Below are 14,559 nucleotides of genomic sequence, written 5' to 3'. Positions count from 1 at the left end.
ACATCATGAGTGCATCCCGCAGCGGCATCGCCCAGTACTGGGTCGCCATCAGGGCCATGCTCGCCCTCACCGTCGTCCTCGGCGTCGGATACCCCCTCATCGTCACCGGCATCGGGCAGGCGACGATGTCCTGGCAGGCGAACGGATCCGCCGTCACCGAGGGTGGCACGACGGTCGGCTCAGCGCTCATCGGGCAGTCGTTCACCGACGCCGACGGCAAGCCGCTGCCGCAGTGGTTCCAGTCGCGTCCGTCGGCGGCCGGCGACGGCTACGACGGTGGCGCGTCGAGCGGCAGCAACCTCGGGCCGGAGAACACCGACCTCGTCGCCTCGATCGAGGAGCGCCGCGCGGCCATCGCCGCCTTCGAGGACGTCGATCCGTCGAGCATCCCCGCCGACGCGCTGACGGCCTCCGCGTCCGGTCTCGATCCGCACATCAGCCCGGCCTACGCGCTGCTGCAGGTGCCCCGTGTCGCCGCCGAGCGCGGCCTCGACGAGGGCCAGGTCCGTGCCCTCGTCGAGCGCCTGACGCAGGGCCCCGACCTCGGCTACCTTGGGGAGTCCACGGTCAACGTCCTGCAGCTCAACCTCGCCGTGGCAGGACTGGACGGATAACCATGCAGCGCGGACGACACAGCGCGGCCCCCGGGGTCGGCAGGCGGAGCGCCATGCTCCAGGAGAACTGAACACCATGCAGCGCGGACGACTCCGGGTGCTCCTCGGCGCGGCCCCCGGGGTCGGCAAGACCTACGCCATGCTCGAGGAGGGGCACCGCCTCGCCGGGGAGGGCGTCGACGTGGTCGTCGCGGTCGTCGAGACCCACGGTCGGGCCGCGACCGCCGCCCTGACGGAGGGGCTCGAGACGCTGCCGCGTCGGGGCGTCGAGCACCGGGGCGTGACGCTCGACGAGATGGACCTCGAGGCCGTCCTCGCACGCCGCCCCGGACTCGCGCTCGTCGACGAACTGGCCCACACGAACGCCCCCGGCTCCACGAACGACAAGCGCTGGCAGGACGTCGAGGCCCTGCTCGCCGCCGGCGTCTCCGTGCTCTCGACGGTCAACATCCAGCACATCGAGTCGCTGAACGACGTCGTCCGGCAGATCACCGGGGCGCCGCAGCGGGAGACGATCCCCGACGCCGTGCTGCGGGCGGCCGACCAGATCGAACTCATCGACCTCGCTCCACAGGCCCTCCGCGACCGGCTCGCCGGCGGCCGGGTCTACCCGGCCGAGCGGATCGACGCCGCACTGTCCAACTACTTCCGCCTCGGCAACCTCACGGCACTGCGCGAGTTGGCGCTGCTGTGGCTGGCGGACGAGGTCGACTCCGCCCTGCGCGACTACCGCGCCGAGCACGGCATCGACAGCACCTGGGAGGCGCGTGAGCGGGTCGTCGTGGCCCTCACCGGCGGCCCGGAGGGCGAGACCCTGCTCCGACGCGGCGCCCGGATCGCCGCCCGTTCCTCCGGTGGCGAGCTCATCGCGGTGCACGTGACGACGCAGGACGGCCTCCGCACCGCGAACCCCGGCGCGCTCGCGCAGCAGCGGGCGCTCGTCGACACCCTCGGCGGCACCTTCCACCAGGTCGTCGGCGACGACGTGCCGCGTGCGCTCGTGGACTTCGCGAAGGCGGCGAACGCGACGCAGCTCGTCATCGGTGTCAGCCGGCGCAGTCGCCTGTCCGCCGCGGTCACGGGGCCCGGCATCGGCAACACGGTCATCCGCGAGTCGGGCAACATCGACGTCCACATCGTGAACCACGAAGCGGCCGGCGGACGGTTCCGGCTGCCGAAGCTCGGTGGCGCCCTGAGCGCACGGCGCCACATCGCGGGCTTCGCGCTCGCGCTCATCGGCGGGCCGCTCGTCACCTGGCTCCTCCACCTCGCCCGCACGGAGGAGTCGATCACGAGCGAGGTGCTGTCGTACCAGCTGCTCGTCGTGCTCGTCGCGCTCGTGGGCGGGTTCTGGCCGGCGGTCTTCGCTGCCGTCCTGTCGGGCGTCACGCTCGACTTCGTCTTCGTCCAACCGCTCTACACCGTGACGATCGACGATCCGGCGCACCTCGTGGCGCTCGTGCTGTACGTCGTCATCGCCGTGATCGTGAGCGGGGTCGTCGACCTCTCGGCGCGACGGGCTCGCACGGCGAGGCGCGCGGCCGCGGAGTCCGAGCTGCTCGCGACGGTCGCGGGCAGCGTGCTCCGCGGCGAGGGCGCCCTGCAGGCGCTCGTCAGCCGGACCCGCGAGTCCTTCTCGCTCGCCGGGGTGCGCCTCGTCGCGGGTGAGCAGGTCCTCGCGGTCGACGGCGAACCGACCCGCGGCGGCGACTTCACGAGCATCCCGATCGGCACCCGCGCGGTACTCGAACTGCACGGCGGGGTGCTCGCCGCGTCCGACCGCCGCCTGCTCGCCGTCATCGCAGCGCAGCTCGACGCCTCGCTCGAACACACCGATCTGCGCGCCACCGCCCGGGAGGTCGGCCCGCTGGCTGCCACAGACCGGGTGCGGAGCGCGCTGCTCTCGGCGGTCAGTCACGACCTCCGGCGCCCCCTCGCCGCCGCGACCGCCGCCGTCACCGGTCTGCGCGCGACCGACGTCGAACTCACCACGGCTGACCGCCAGGACCTCCTCGAGACCGCGGACGACAGCCTGCGCACCCTCGCGGCCCTCGTCACGAACCTGCTCGACGTGAGTCGTCTCCAGGCAGGTGTCCTCGCCGTGACCGTCGCGCCGATCGACGTCGAGGACGCGATCCTGCCGGCCTTCGACGAGCTCGGTATCGGGCCGCACGACGCCGAGCTCGACCTCGCGCCCGATCTTCCACCCGTCCTCGCGGACGCCGGCCTCCTGCAGCGCGTCATCGTGAACCTCCTGACGAACGCGCAGCGCTTCAGCCCAGACGACACCCCGGTCCGGATCGCGACGAGCGGGTTCCGCGACGCCGTCGAGATCCGCATCGTCGACCACGGCCCGGGCATCGCACCCGACCGGCGGGAGGACGTGTTCGTCCCCTTCCAGCGGCTCGGCGACACCGACAACCTCACGGGTCTCGGCCTGGGACTCGCGCTGTCGAAGGGCTTCGTCGAGGGGATGGGTGGCACACTCGAACCGGAGGACACGCCGGGTGGGGGCCTCACCATGGTGGTGTCACTGCCGGCGGCACGTGATCAGGAGGGGACCGCTCGATGAAGATCCTGATCGCCGACGACGACCCGCAGATCCTCCGGGCCCTGCGCATCACGCTCACCGCCCGCGGCTACGAGATCATCACGGCCGAGGACGGGACCGCTGCGCTCAACGCGGCGACGACGCACCGGCCCGACCTGTACCTGCTCGACCTCGGCATGCCGGGGCTCGACGGGCGGCAGGTGATCGAGGGCCTCCGCGGCTGGACCGACGCGCCCATCCTCGTGGTGTCCGGTCGTGCCGGCTCGACCGACAAGGTCGAGGCGCTCGACGCCGGAGCCGACGACTACGTGACCAAGCCGTTCGCGATCGACGAACTGCTCGCCAGGATCCGTGCGCTCACCCGGCGGGTCCCTGGCGCCGAGGCCGAACCCACCGTGCGGTTCGGCGACATCGTGGTCGACCTCGCCGCGAAGCAGGTCACCAGGCAGACTCCTGGTGCGTCCCCGGCCACCGTCCGCCTGACGCCGACGGAGTGGCAGGTGCTCGAGCTGCTCATCCGGAACGCCGGCAAGCTCGTGACCCGACAGATGCTGCTTACGGAGATCTGGGGTCCGACGCACGTGACCGACACCGGCTACCTGCGCCTCTACATCGCGCAGCTGCGGAAGAAGCTCGAGCCGGAGCCCGCCACCCCCCGCCACCTGCTCACCGAGGCCGGCATGGGGTACCGCTTCCAGCTCTGAGCGAGCGCTCGCGTCGAGCGGGGCAGGGTAACAGGTTGCAGCGCCCGAGGCCATGCCCCCGGAATCGCAGCTTGCACGCGTACCGTCGCAGTCGCGTCCGGGCTTTCCGGACGAGACCCATGCAGGTACCGCAGAACCAGAGAGGATGGCGCCCATGACCCAGGTCATCGAAACCATCGACGTCGACGTTCCCGTCTCCGTCGCCTACAACCAGTGGACCCGCTTCGAGGACTTCCCCAAGTTCCTCGACGAGGTCGACTCCATTACGCAGGTCACCGACACCCTCACGGAGTGGACGGTCAGCGTCGCCGGACAGACTCGCACCTTCGAGGCGGAGATCACCGAGCAGCACCCCGACGAGCGCGTCGCCTGGAACAGCACCGGCGGCGAGGCGGACCACGCCGGCGTCGTCACCTTCCACCGCCTCGAGGACGCCAAGACGCGTGTCACCGTGCAGCTGGACTGGGAGCCCAAGGGCCTCCTCGAGCACCTCGGCTCAGCTGTCGGAGTGGCCGGCCATGCAGTCAAGAAGGACCTCGGCAACTTCAAGCAGCTCGTCGAGACCGAGGGCCAGACCGGACAGGGATGGCGTGGCGATGTCAAGTGACGGCCCCCGCCCCGGTCCCCCGCACACGCACGACGACGACGTGAAGCACGACGTGCCGAAGCCCGAGGAGGTCGACCCCGAGACGGGGACCGACGCCGAGGGCGACCCCGTCGAGAACCCGTCGGGCTAGCAACACGCCCGTCACACCGCATCACCGCCTCTAGGCTCGGAGCATGAGTGCTCGCGCCGGTCAGGCGAACCCCCGCCCCGCGCTGTCCGCCCCTCTTCGGCGGCGGCGCGGGGCGATCTTCGTCTTCATGCTCACCGTCGGCGTGGGCCTGTCGTCCTTCATCGTCCGGACGCCCGCCGTCCGCGACCTCGTCCACGCGAGCACCGCCGAGATGGGACTCATCCTCTTCGGCATCTCCGTCGGGTCGATGACGGGCATCCTGTCGTCCGCGGCGCTCGTCCGTCGGTTCGGTGCGCGTCGTCCGATCATCATCGGCGGGGCGGCGTTCGTCATCGGGCTCGCCCTGCTCGCCCTCATGGCGGGTGCCGGGCAGGGCGTCGGCGTCTTCTTCGGGCTGATCGGCATCGGTCTGGGCTTCGGCCTCGCCGAGATCGCGATCAACATCGAGGGCGCGATGATCGAGCAGCTGTCCGGGCGGTCCATCCTGCCCGTGCTCCACGGCTGCTACAGCCTCGGGTCCGTCATCGGCTCCGTGGCCGGCATCGCGCTCACGGCGATCGCCTTCCCGGTGATGATCCATCTGCTGATCGTCGCGACCGTCGCCCTGGTGGCGCTGCTGTGGGCGATCCCGAAGATCCCCGCCGAGACGGGACGACAGTCGGACACGGGTGCCGGCTCCCCCGGGATCCGTGCGCAGCTCGCGGTGTGGCGGCAGCAGCGCGTGATCTTCCTCGGGCTCATCGTGCTCGCCCTCGCGCTGGCCGAGGGCGCCGCCGGCGACTGGTTGCCGCTCATCATGGTCGACGGGCACGGCACCACAGCGGCCGTCGGATCGATCGTCTTCGCCGGGTTCGCGCTCGCCATGACGATCGGTCGCTTCGCCGGCGAACCACTCCTCACCCGCTTCGGCAAGGCCAACGTGTTGCGGGTGAGCGCGCTGGTGTCGGCGGTCGGGATCGCGCTCGTCGTGTTCTCCGACAGTGTGCTCGTCGCGGGGCTTGCGGTCCTGCTGTGGGGGCTCGGCGCGGCGCTCGGCTTCCCGGTGACCCTCTCGGCCGCGGGTGAGAGCGACGATCCGACGACGACCGTCGGCGCCGTCGCTTCGGCCGGCTACGTCGCGTTCCTCGTCGGGCCGCCGTTGCTCGGGTTCCTCGGGGAGCACTTCGGTCTGCGCGGCGCGATGATCGTCGTGCTCGCCGTCGTCGTGCTGGCGTCGTTCCTGACGTCCGCGGCGAAGCCGCAGGAGCGGCAGCGGACGGCCTCGCCTACCGGTCCCTGAGTCGTTCCGCTCAGCGCGGGTGGCGCTTGGAGCGCCGGATGTACCCGGGCAGCAGCACGCGGCCGGAGACGCCCGTGCGGCGCGCGAGGATCTCGCCGAGCGTGACGCCGGCGGCGAGCGCGAGGCCGGTGAGGCCCGCCTGCAGCAGCTGTTCGACCCCCTCGGAACCCTGCTCGCCGTTCACGAGCGCGAGCATGCCGCGGTAGATCGCGAGCCCGGGCAGCAGCGGCACGATCCCACAGATGGTGAGGATGATCGCCGGGATGCGCAGCCGCGGGCCGAGCGCCTCCGCGGCGAAGCCGATGATGAGCGCGGCGAGCGCACTGGCTGCGGCGGGCGCGACGCCACTGCCGGACACGAACACGAAGACGGAGAACGCGATCGCGCCGGTGACCCCGGCGAAGAACGCTGCACGGAGGGCCGCCTGCGACGCCATCGCCCAGGCGGCGGAGGCCACGGCCGCGCCGACGATCTGCACGGCGACGGGCCACGGGCTCACCGGGAGGTCGAAGAGGACGAGGGAGATACCGAGGCGCCGGGCGAGGTCGAGGACGCCACCGATGCCGACCACGATCCCGATGGTGAGGAGCATCACCTCGACGAGCCGTCCGCTCGCGGTGACGGGGAACCCGTTGATCGCGTCGTCGGCAGCTCCCACCAAGGATGCCCCGGCGAGGAGGACGACGATGCCCGACGCGACGATGAGGGCCGGCGGCAGGGCGGAGAGGTCGTCCGGGACGTAGGGGCTGAGGATCGAGATGAGGACGGCGACGGTCGTGGCGATGGCCGCCCCGGTGAGTTGGAGGAAGAAGACCGGCAGCTTCCAGACGTTCAGTGCGCGGAAGGCGCTGTCGATGAGCGCGGTGGTGGCGGCGGCGAGCAGCATCGAGACGACGCCACCCCCGAGGAGGACGGCGACGGCCGCCGCCATGGTCGACAGCAGCACGGTGACGAAGCCGCGGCGGTAGGTCCGTCTTGCGGTGAGGATGCGGTCGAGGTCGCGGTGGGCGGCGCCGAGGCGGGCGTGCAGTTCGTCGCGGAGGTCGGCCTCGTCGTCGCGGGCGACGTCGGTGACCGTCATGATCGGTTCGGATCGGTTGGTGATGCCCTCGGCGACCACGACGACCTTAGCGAGGCGGTCGAAGTCGGCGGAGGGCGAGCGGACCACGCGGAGCACGGTGACGCCCGGCGACAGCTCGGACCCGTCGTGCGCGATGAGAATGGAGGTGAAGGTGAGGTCGACCTGGCATTCGAGGTCGAACGCGCGGCACACCCGGCGGATGGCGTCGGTGACCTCGGCCGCTGCTGCTCCGAGTGCCAGCATCGACTCGCCGATCCGGCCGGCCAGCTCGAGCACCTCGCGCACGGGCCGTTCCGCATTGAGGCGGACGACCGCCTGCTCGTCGACGCCCTCCGGCGCCGCTCCTCGGACTCCCCCGGCCAGCTGACTCAGCAGCGAACGCATACCCACCCGCTCATCGTACGAGCCACGGGCGACGGCGGGCTCGCCCTGGTGTTCGGCGGTCGTCTGTGCGAGGCGATGGGCGGGTCCGAGCGGCCCGGATCCTCGTGATCATCTCGAATGTCAGTGGTCCATGTTGGACTGGAGTCATGACCGAGACCGCCACGTTCGAGGGCCCCGAGGTGCACGAGCGCTCGGGGTATCCGGAGCACCCGGAACACCCGAGCGATGCCTTCGCGGCTCGGATGGTGTCGTTCACCGACCGCTTCGTCGATCTCGCCCGCCGACGCTCGGCGCTCGACGCCGAGGAGGCGCGGCTCCTCGCCGAGGCTTTCGCGTATGCCGACGCCACCGCGTCCGCACTCGTCTCCGCGAGCACCACCTCGACCGACGCCCGTGACCTCGCGAGGCGCTCGATGTGCGCGTCGCTCGCGATCGCCACGAGGATGTCCGAGCCGACGCTCCAGGCGCGGGTCGGCGACGCAGAGGCGCTCGTCCACCACGCACCCAGCGTGCTCGAGGCGCTCGCGCAGGGTTCCATCAGCGGCGGTCACGCCCGCGCGATCACCGACCAGATGCGCGACGTCCCGGTGGAGGGCCGCGCGGTGTTCCTGGAGCAGGTGCTGCCGGTGGCCCGCCGCTCGACGACCGCACGCCTGCGTCAGCGCGCGAGGGTCGTGCGGGAGCGGCTGCACCCCGAATCGATCACCGCCCGACGCACGCGCTCGATCACCGACCGCCGTGTCGAGCTCGAAGCCGCTGCCGACGGCATGGCCTGGGTGCACCTGTTCACCACGGCCCCGCTGGCGCACGCGATCAGGAACCGCCTCGACGCCGTCGCGGTCCCGGCGCGGATCGCCGGCGACACCCGCACACTCGCCCAGCTGCGTGCCGACGCCCTCGCGTCGCTCGCCGTCGCCGGCACGGTGCACGACGACGTCGGTCCCATCCCGGTCGACCCGGAGACGACCGGGACGTTCACGTGGCTCCCCGGTTCCGCGCCGCTCGACGACGCAGCGAAGATCGCCGAGGAGGCGGTCACCGCCGGGGCCGACCCCCTGCTCGCCGAGCCCGTCGGCATCGAGGCCCGCATCCGGGCCACCGTCCAGATGACCGTCCCGGCACTGTCCACCCTCGGCGTCACCGACGAACCCGGCGTGCTCGACGGTTACGGCCCGATCGACCCCGACACCGCCGCCCGACTCGCCGTCACGGCCCCCTCCATGACCCGCATCCTCACCCAACCGGAAACGGGAGCCGTCGTGTCCGTCGGCCGCGAGCAGTACCGGGTACCGGCAGATCTCGCGCGTGCCGTCCGCCTGCGAGACACCACGTGTCGGGCTCCGGGCTGCGGTCGAGCAGCCCGGAACTGCGACCTCGACCACTCGATCGCTTGGCAGGACGGCGGCACCACAGCTGTCGACAACCTGGCCTGTCTCTGCCGACATCATCACCGGCTGAAACACTTGCCGGGTTGGAACCTCGAACACCGTCCCGGCGGCATCCTCACCTGGACCACACCCGACGGCCGACGACACGAGACCAGACCCGAGCTCGCCGAGACGGGGTGAGTGCGAGCGCGCCCGACGCTCCTCGCACCCACGGTTACCATGGGTACCCGTGACCAACCGCCGACTCCCGCTCCTCGCGCAGCTGCGCCGGCGCATGCCGCTCGTCCGACTCGGGACGGATCCCGCCGACTCGGGGACGTCGCTCCGCCGATCGCTCGGGGTCTGGCAGCTCACGATGATCAGCGTCGGCGCGACGCTCGGCACCGGCATCTTCGTCGTGCTCGGCACCGCCGTCCCGCTCGCCGGACCCGCCGTGTGGATCGCGTTCGCGGTAGCCGGGCTCGCTGCACTCCTGTCGGCCCTGTCCTACGCCGAGATGGCCGGTTCGGTGCCGGTCTCCGGATCCAGCTACTCCTACGCCTACGCGACCATGGGTGAGGGCGTCGCCTGGGTGTGCGGGTGGTGCCTCGTGCTCGAGTACGGGGTCTCCGTCGCGGCGGTCGCCGTCGGTGCCGGGCAGTACGTGAACGAGGCGCTCGCGGTCTTCGGTCTGGGACTGCCGCCGGCACTCGCGAACCCGATCGGCGTCGCCGACGGCCTGATCAACCTCCCGGCCGCGGCCCTCGTCCTGCTCGCGATGCTCCTGCTCGTCCGCGGCGCGAAGGACAGCGCCTGGGCGAACACGATCATGGTGTTCGTGAAGCTCGCCGTGCTCCTCGTCTTCGTCGTCATCGCGTTCTCGGCGTTCTCCCTCGGCAACTTCGAACCGCTCGCACCCATGGGCGTCGCCGGTGTCGCGGCAGCCTCCAGCCGGCTGTTCTTCTCCTACATCGGCTTCGACGCGGCGTCGACCGCTGGCGACGAAGCGACGAACCCACGTCGCGACCTGCCGCGCGCGATCATCCTGTCGATGGTGATCGTCACCGCCGTCTACATCCTCGTCGCCATCGCCGCGATCGGTGCCCGGCCGTGGACCGCCTTCGCGGACGACGAGTCCGCGTTCGTCGGCATCCTCACCGAGATCACCGGACAGCCGATCGTCGCCCTGTTCTTCTCCATCGGCGCGGTCATCGCCATCGCGAGCGTGGTGCTCACCGTCTACTACGGGCAGACGCGCATCCTGTACCGGATGGCGCAGGACGGCATGGTGCCGCGGGTGTTCTCGCGCGTCGGTCGCCGCAGCGGGACACCCGTCGCCGGGACCGTCATCGTCGGAGCGGTCGTCGCCGTGGTCGCCGCCCTCATCCCGCTCGGCGAGCTCGCCGACGCCACGAGCATCGGCACGCTGTTCGCGTTCGCCCTCGTGAACCTCTCCGTCATCCTGCTGCGTCGCCTGCGTCCCGATCTCGACCGCAGCTACTCCGTCCCGCTGTTCCCGGTGGTCCCGGCGCTCGGCATCGTCATGTGCCTCGGGCTGATGGTGTCGCTCGGCGGGACGACCTGGATCGTGTTCCTCATCTGGATGCTCGTCGGCGCGGCGCTCTACCTCGGGTACGGGCGTCGGCACTCGACGGTCGGTGCCCTCAGCGACGCGGAGTACGCCGAGGCGATCGCCGCGGAGGACACCTCGCGCAGGTAGTGCGCTGCGCCCAGATGACGCACTGTTACGGGCGAGGCCGATTGCCAGGCGACGTCCGGGACTCGTGATGCAGGATCGTGCGTATGACCCGACAGATCCGCTTCAACGCCTTCGACATGAACTGCGTCGCCCACCAGGCGTCGGGCATGTGGCGTCACCCCGACGACCGCTCGAGCACCTACAAGGACCTCTCCTACTGGACGGACCTGGCGCAGCTGCTCGAGCGCGGCAACTTCGACGGCATCTTCATCGCCGACGTCCTCGGCACCTACGACGTCTACGGCGACAGCAACGAGGCGGCGATCCGCAACGGCGCGCAGGTGCCGGTGAACGACCCGATCCTGCTCGTTTCGGCGATGGCCGCGGTGACGAAGCACCTCGGCTTCGGCGTCACGGCCGGCACCGCCTACGAGCACCCGTACCCGTTCGCGCGGCGTATGTCGACGCTCGACCACCTGACGAAGGGGCGGGTCGGCTGGAACGTCGTCACCGGCTACCTGCCGAGTGCGGCGCGCAACATGGGGCACGACGACCAGCTCGAGCACGACGAGCGGTACGACGTCGCCGACGAGTACCTCGAGGTCCTGTACAAGCTGTGGGAGGGCTCGTGGGAGGACGACGCCGTCGTGCGAGACCGCGAGACGGGCGTGTTCACCGACCCGACGAAGGTCCACGAGATCGGCCACTTCGGCAAGCACTACACGGTGCCCGGCATCCACCTGTCCGAGCCGTCCACGCAGCGGACGCCGGTCATCTACCAGGCCGGTGCGTCGCCGCGCGGCATCCAGTTCGCCGCTGGCAACGCGGAGGCGATCTTCGTCGGTGCGTCGACGAAGGCCGGGTTGAAGGCGACGGTCGGCCGCATCCGAGACGCCCTCGAGGCCGCCGGTCGCGACCGCTACTCGGCGAAGATCTACACGCTGCTCACGATCATCACCGACGAGACGAGCGAAAAGGCCCAGGCGAAGCACGAGGACTACCTGCAGTACGCGTCGCAGGAGGGTGCGCTCGTGTTCATGTCGGGCTGGATGGGCATCGACCTGTCGCAATACGACCCGGAGGAGCCGATCGGCAACGTCAAGAGCAACGCCATCCAGTCGGCGGTCGCCAACTACCAGGCGGCCAACGAGGAGGGTGGCGAGTTCAAGGTGAAGGACATCGCGCGCATGGGCGCGATCGGTGGGCTCGGTCCGCGGATCGTCGGCAGTGCGTCGGAGATCGCCGACACCCTGCAGGAGTGGGTGGAGGAGACCGACGTCGACGGCTTCAACCTCGCCTACGCGATCACGCCGGGCACCTTCGAGGACATCGTCGAGTTCGTCATCCCCGAGCTGCGTCGGCGCGGTGCCTACCCCGAGGAGTACGTCGAGGGCAGTCTCCGCCACAAGCTCCACGGCCGTGGCGACCGTCTCCCCGAAGAGCACACCGGGGCCCGCTACCGCTATACGAGGTAGGTCCGGCCCCGCCGGTCCCTGAGCCTGTCGAAGGGCACCACGCACCCAACCGCCAGCGCCCCGCTCCCCCAACCACCCCGGTCCCTGAGCCTGTCGAAGGGCACCACGCACCCAACCGACAGCGACCCGCTCCCCCAACCATCCCGGTCCCTGAGCCAGTCGAAGGGCACCACGCAACCAACCCGCTCCGTACGCCGTCCCGCTCCCCCAACCACCCCGGTCCCTGAGCCTGTCGAAGGGCGCCTGGACTCACCCCGCCCCTCGACGAGCTCAGGCACCGAGGAGCACTCCGATCAGCGCGCCCCGAGCCACTCCCGCACGGCCGCTTCGAACGCCTCCGGCGCGACGTTCCACTCCAGCCCGTGCGGTGCCGCGTCCACCTCGACGAGCTCGAACGACGGTGAGCGCCGAGCGACGGCCCGCGTGAGCTCCACGGGGATCGTCGTGTCGCCGGGCGAGTGGATAGCGAGCGTCGGCAAACCGTCGATCGGCCCGGCGGACAGCGCGCGGACCGGAACCGCGCCGCGCACCCCGGCGGATCGCGCCAGCACCGGCGTCGAGAGTACGGCGAGCGCCGAACGCACCAGCACCCGCGGCACCCCGGCGACCTCGGCCGCGTGCAGCACCGTCTCGCTGAGGCCGAGCATCGGCGAGATGAGGATCGCGCCCTGCACCACATCGGGTCGCTCGCGTGCCGCTGCGAGGCTCAGGGCAGCACCGTAGGACCACCCGCAGACGATGACCCGTCGCGCACCGAGCGCCACGGCGTCGTCGATGGCCGCGATGACGCGGTCGACGTCCGTGGCGTCAGCCCCGGAGCGACGCTCGGCGAACGCGGACCCGAGGCAGGTGACGAGCGACGGTATTCCCGCGCGCTGCACGGCCTGCACGGAGCGAAGCGTGGCCAGTGGCGATGCCCCGAGTCCGTGGGTGTGCACGACCCAGGTGCCGTCGCGGGCCTCGCTGTCATCGCCGTCGAATCGCCACGCCCCCGACCGTGTCCTCGGCACTCGCGCCTCGTCCTCCCCCAGGTCCGCAGGTGTCACGGCCGCGCCGGTGAACCGCGCTCGGTTCGCCGCTGCGGGAACGCGGCCGCTGACCACAGCTCGCATCACGGAGCCATCCGCCGTCTCGCGACCGATCACGGGCCCGACGATGACCCGCGAGCCGTCGTCGAACTCGAGCCCGTATCGTCCCGGCAGCACCGTGGCCGCGTTCCGTTCGAGCCGTACGGTCTTCGGCGACGAGGTCGGCAACACCTCGCTGTAGTGCACTCGTCCGGCCCCGATGACGCGCCGGGCGACCATGGCGCTCGCGATCCCGAACCCGGCGACGGCAACGGCGGCGAGGCCGGCCACGACGACACCTGCACTGCGCTTCACGTCACACCCTCGATCCCGTCCCGCTCGGGGAACGGTGAACCAGCCTAGCCGCGGGCGCCCCGGAGGTCCCTGGCACCCCCGACCCGACCCCGACGACCTCACCAGTCCTGGTCCCTGGTCCAGCACCAACCCCCGGTCCCTGAGCCAGCACCAATCCCCGGTCCCTGAGCTTGTCGAAGGGCATACGACGACACCCCGCCCTTCGACAAGCTCAGGGACCGAGGGTGAGACTCACGGGCCGAACGGTGCCCGCACGCAGGGACCGGACGAAGGCCACCTCTTCATGTACGATTACTCAGGACGCTCCGGCGCCACGCGGATGTAGTTCAATGGTAGAACTTCAGCTTCCCAAGCTGATAGCGCGGGTTCGATTCCCGTCATCCGCTCCAAATCCTCGGTCAGAGTGAAAGTTTGATGCACTAGCCGACATCGGACTGCTTGCCCACCTCACTGTTTACTCACCAGTTTGATTGCGTTGCGAGTGCGAGCGATCTTCACCGATAGCCCAGGCAGCCGGCCTCGACATGCGTTCAGGCTCGTCTGCCTCACGATGCGTTAGCGTTTGCCGCTGGTCATCGAGCTGGCTGGCCAGGACTCATCGTGCATCGCTAGAACAACGTCTGGCGCGTCGAGATGTAAGCGATCAACGAGGCGGGCAGTTTCCAGTTCATTGACGATTTCTGGATGCCACAAACTCCGGAAAATCGACCGGCCCTATCCCGCCTGGGGCATAGAAGTGGTGGACAAAAGCTGTGACTTTCGCCTCCAGCTCTTCCGTCGAGAACTCACTGGATGAAGACGTCGACCCGATAGAGAAACCGTAAGGAGGCTCACTCGGTCCGTTGATCCATGAGAAGTCATAGACTCGACGTCCGTCTGGGCCTAGGCGCACCTCCACAGAGAAGCGGTCGCCCTCAACGTCAATCAACATCGATCACCACGGTACGCCCTCACTGCGAGCGAACAACTCCGGCACGACGAGGTTCGCGTTCGAGTGGACAGCACGTTCGGCGTTACCGAAGTAGTTCGCCCGTGTCAGCAACCAAGCAACGCTCGTACACAGTTTGGACACCGCGAAGAACGAGGCATTCCATCGCGCGATCGGGGGCGGCATCGAGTTCGGCGAAACCGCGGAAGCCGCCGTGAGCCGGGCCATGAGATCGCCCACATCTTCGGCGTCGAGTCCGCCGAGATCGATGCCATACCGCTCGACGCCCGCCTCCACGTCCTGGACGAGGGAAGTCCGGTTCGGTGGGTGTCGATCAGCGAGACCGATCACCCCTTCT

Annotated in this window: 12 protein-coding genes and 1 tRNA gene; 10 read left to right on the top strand and 3 right to left on the bottom strand. The window is 70.3% G+C overall.

The window, feature by feature from the left end:
* The first annotated feature begins 5 nt into the window (after nt 1–5).
* From kdpC to GV015_RS05835, 6 genes are all read left to right on the top strand, one after another.
* Complete coding sequence (gene kdpC / locus GV015_RS05860) at nt 6–614, top strand: potassium-transporting ATPase subunit KdpC (RefSeq protein ID WP_159877267.1); 609 nt, start codon at nt 6–8, stop codon at nt 612–614.
* A 76-nt stretch (nt 615–690) separates the two neighbouring features.
* The gene (locus GV015_RS05855) at nt 691–3,186 is read left to right on the top strand and encodes a DUF4118 domain-containing protein (RefSeq protein ID WP_159877265.1); all 2,496 of its coding nucleotides are present in this window, start codon (nt 691–693) and stop codon (nt 3,184–3,186) included.
* A complete protein-coding gene (locus GV015_RS05850; protein WP_159877263.1) occupies nt 3,183–3,869 on the top strand; it encodes a response regulator in 687 nt (228 codons plus the stop codon). Before GV015_RS05855 ends, GV015_RS05850 begins: the two co-directional genes overlap by 4 nt.
* 154 nt (nt 3,870–4,023) lie before the next feature.
* Entirely contained in the window at nt 4,024–4,476 is a 453-nt protein-coding gene (locus tag GV015_RS05845; RefSeq protein WP_159877261.1) for an SRPBCC family protein, read from the top strand.
* Nucleotides 4,466–4,606, top strand: a complete 141-nt coding sequence (locus GV015_RS05840; protein ID WP_159877259.1) for a hypothetical protein — start codon at nt 4,466–4,468, stop codon at nt 4,604–4,606. Before GV015_RS05845 ends, GV015_RS05840 begins: the two co-directional genes overlap by 11 nt.
* Before the next feature lie 43 nt (nt 4,607–4,649).
* Complete coding sequence (locus GV015_RS05835) at nt 4,650–5,885, top strand: MFS transporter (RefSeq protein ID WP_159877256.1); 1,236 nt, start codon at nt 4,650–4,652, stop codon at nt 5,883–5,885.
* 10 nt (nt 5,886–5,895) lie between these two features.
* Here the strand turns inward: GV015_RS05835 and GV015_RS05830 are convergent, their stop codons facing one another.
* Nucleotides 5,896–7,350: a threonine/serine exporter ThrE family protein gene (locus GV015_RS05830; RefSeq protein WP_086472904.1), complete on the bottom strand. Its 1,455-nt coding sequence runs from the start codon at nt 7,348–7,350 to the stop codon at nt 5,896–5,898.
* 146 nt (nt 7,351–7,496) lie between these two features.
* On the opposite strand from GV015_RS05830, the gene GV015_RS19165 reads away from it, so the two are divergent.
* The 3 genes from GV015_RS19165 to GV015_RS05815 all read left to right on the top strand — a co-directional run bounded on the left by GV015_RS19165 (nt 7,497) and on the right by GV015_RS05815 (nt 11,891).
* Nucleotides 7,497–8,918, top strand: coding sequence for an HNH endonuclease signature motif containing protein (locus GV015_RS19165; protein WP_236555347.1), 1,422 nt, complete (start codon nt 7,497–7,499; stop codon nt 8,916–8,918).
* 94 nt (nt 8,919–9,012) lie between these two features.
* On the top strand, nt 9,013–10,437 hold the full coding sequence (locus tag GV015_RS05820; protein ID WP_159880130.1) for an APC family permease: 1,425 nt from the start codon (nt 9,013–9,015) through the stop codon (nt 10,435–10,437).
* Between the two features lie 83 nt (nt 10,438–10,520).
* Nucleotides 10,521–11,891 (top strand): LLM class flavin-dependent oxidoreductase, encoded by a 1,371-nt coding sequence (locus GV015_RS05815; RefSeq protein ID WP_159877254.1) that lies wholly within the window; start codon nt 10,521–10,523, stop codon nt 11,889–11,891.
* Between the two features lie 293 nt (nt 11,892–12,184).
* Here GV015_RS05815 and GV015_RS05810 read toward each other — a convergent pair whose 3' ends face one another.
* Nucleotides 12,185–13,273: an alpha/beta fold hydrolase gene (locus tag GV015_RS05810; protein ID WP_159877252.1), complete on the bottom strand. Its 1,089-nt coding sequence runs from the start codon at nt 13,271–13,273 to the stop codon at nt 12,185–12,187.
* A gap of 315 nt (nt 13,274–13,588) precedes the next feature.
* Between GV015_RS05810 and GV015_RS05805 the strand changes: the two genes are divergently transcribed.
* Nucleotides 13,589–13,662, top strand: a tRNA-Gly gene (locus tag GV015_RS05805).
* A 545-nt stretch (nt 13,663–14,207) separates the two neighbouring features.
* Here the strand turns inward: GV015_RS05805 and GV015_RS05800 are convergent.
* The gene (locus GV015_RS05800) at nt 14,208–14,552 is read right to left on the bottom strand and encodes a hypothetical protein (protein ID WP_159877250.1); all 345 of its coding nucleotides are present in this window, start codon (nt 14,550–14,552) and stop codon (nt 14,208–14,210) included.
* Nucleotides 14,553–14,559 lie beyond the last annotated feature (7 nt).

This window comes from Plantibacter sp. T3, assembly GCF_902506515.1.
GTDB classification, from domain to species: domain Bacteria; phylum Actinomycetota; class Actinomycetes; order Actinomycetales; family Microbacteriaceae; genus Plantibacter; species Plantibacter auratus.
This window is presented reverse-complemented; position numbering and strand designations above follow the sequence as displayed.

What these genes read in the sequence shown, in the direction of transcription:
- GV015_RS05850 (WP_159877263.1), top strand. Translation starts at nt 3,183, where the DNA reads ATGAAGATCCTGATCGCCGACGACGACCCGCAGATCCTCCGGGCCCTG.
- GV015_RS19165 (WP_236555347.1), top strand. Translation starts at nt 7,497, where the DNA reads ATGACCGAGACCGCCACGTTCGAGGGCCCCGAGGTGCACGAGCGCTCG.
- GV015_RS05820 (WP_159880130.1), top strand. Translation starts at nt 9,013, where the DNA reads ATGCCGCTCGTCCGACTCGGGACGGATCCCGCCGACTCGGGGACGTCG.
- GV015_RS05855 (WP_159877265.1), top strand. Translation starts at nt 691, where the DNA reads ATGCAGCGCGGACGACTCCGGGTGCTCCTCGGCGCGGCCCCCGGGGTC.
- GV015_RS05815 (WP_159877254.1), top strand. Translation starts at nt 10,521, where the DNA reads ATGACCCGACAGATCCGCTTCAACGCCTTCGACATGAACTGCGTCGCC.
- GV015_RS05840 (WP_159877259.1), top strand. Translation starts at nt 4,466, where the DNA reads ATGTCAAGTGACGGCCCCCGCCCCGGTCCCCCGCACACGCACGACGAC.
- kdpC (WP_159877267.1), top strand. Translation starts at nt 6, where the DNA reads ATGAGTGCATCCCGCAGCGGCATCGCCCAGTACTGGGTCGCCATCAGG.
- GV015_RS05835 (WP_159877256.1), top strand. Translation starts at nt 4,650, where the DNA reads ATGAGTGCTCGCGCCGGTCAGGCGAACCCCCGCCCCGCGCTGTCCGCC.
- GV015_RS05845 (WP_159877261.1), top strand. Translation starts at nt 4,024, where the DNA reads ATGACCCAGGTCATCGAAACCATCGACGTCGACGTTCCCGTCTCCGTC.
- GV015_RS05830 (WP_086472904.1), bottom strand. Translation starts at nt 7,350, where the DNA reads ATGCGTTCGCTGCTGAGTCAGCTGGCCGGGGGAGTCCGAGGAGCGGCG.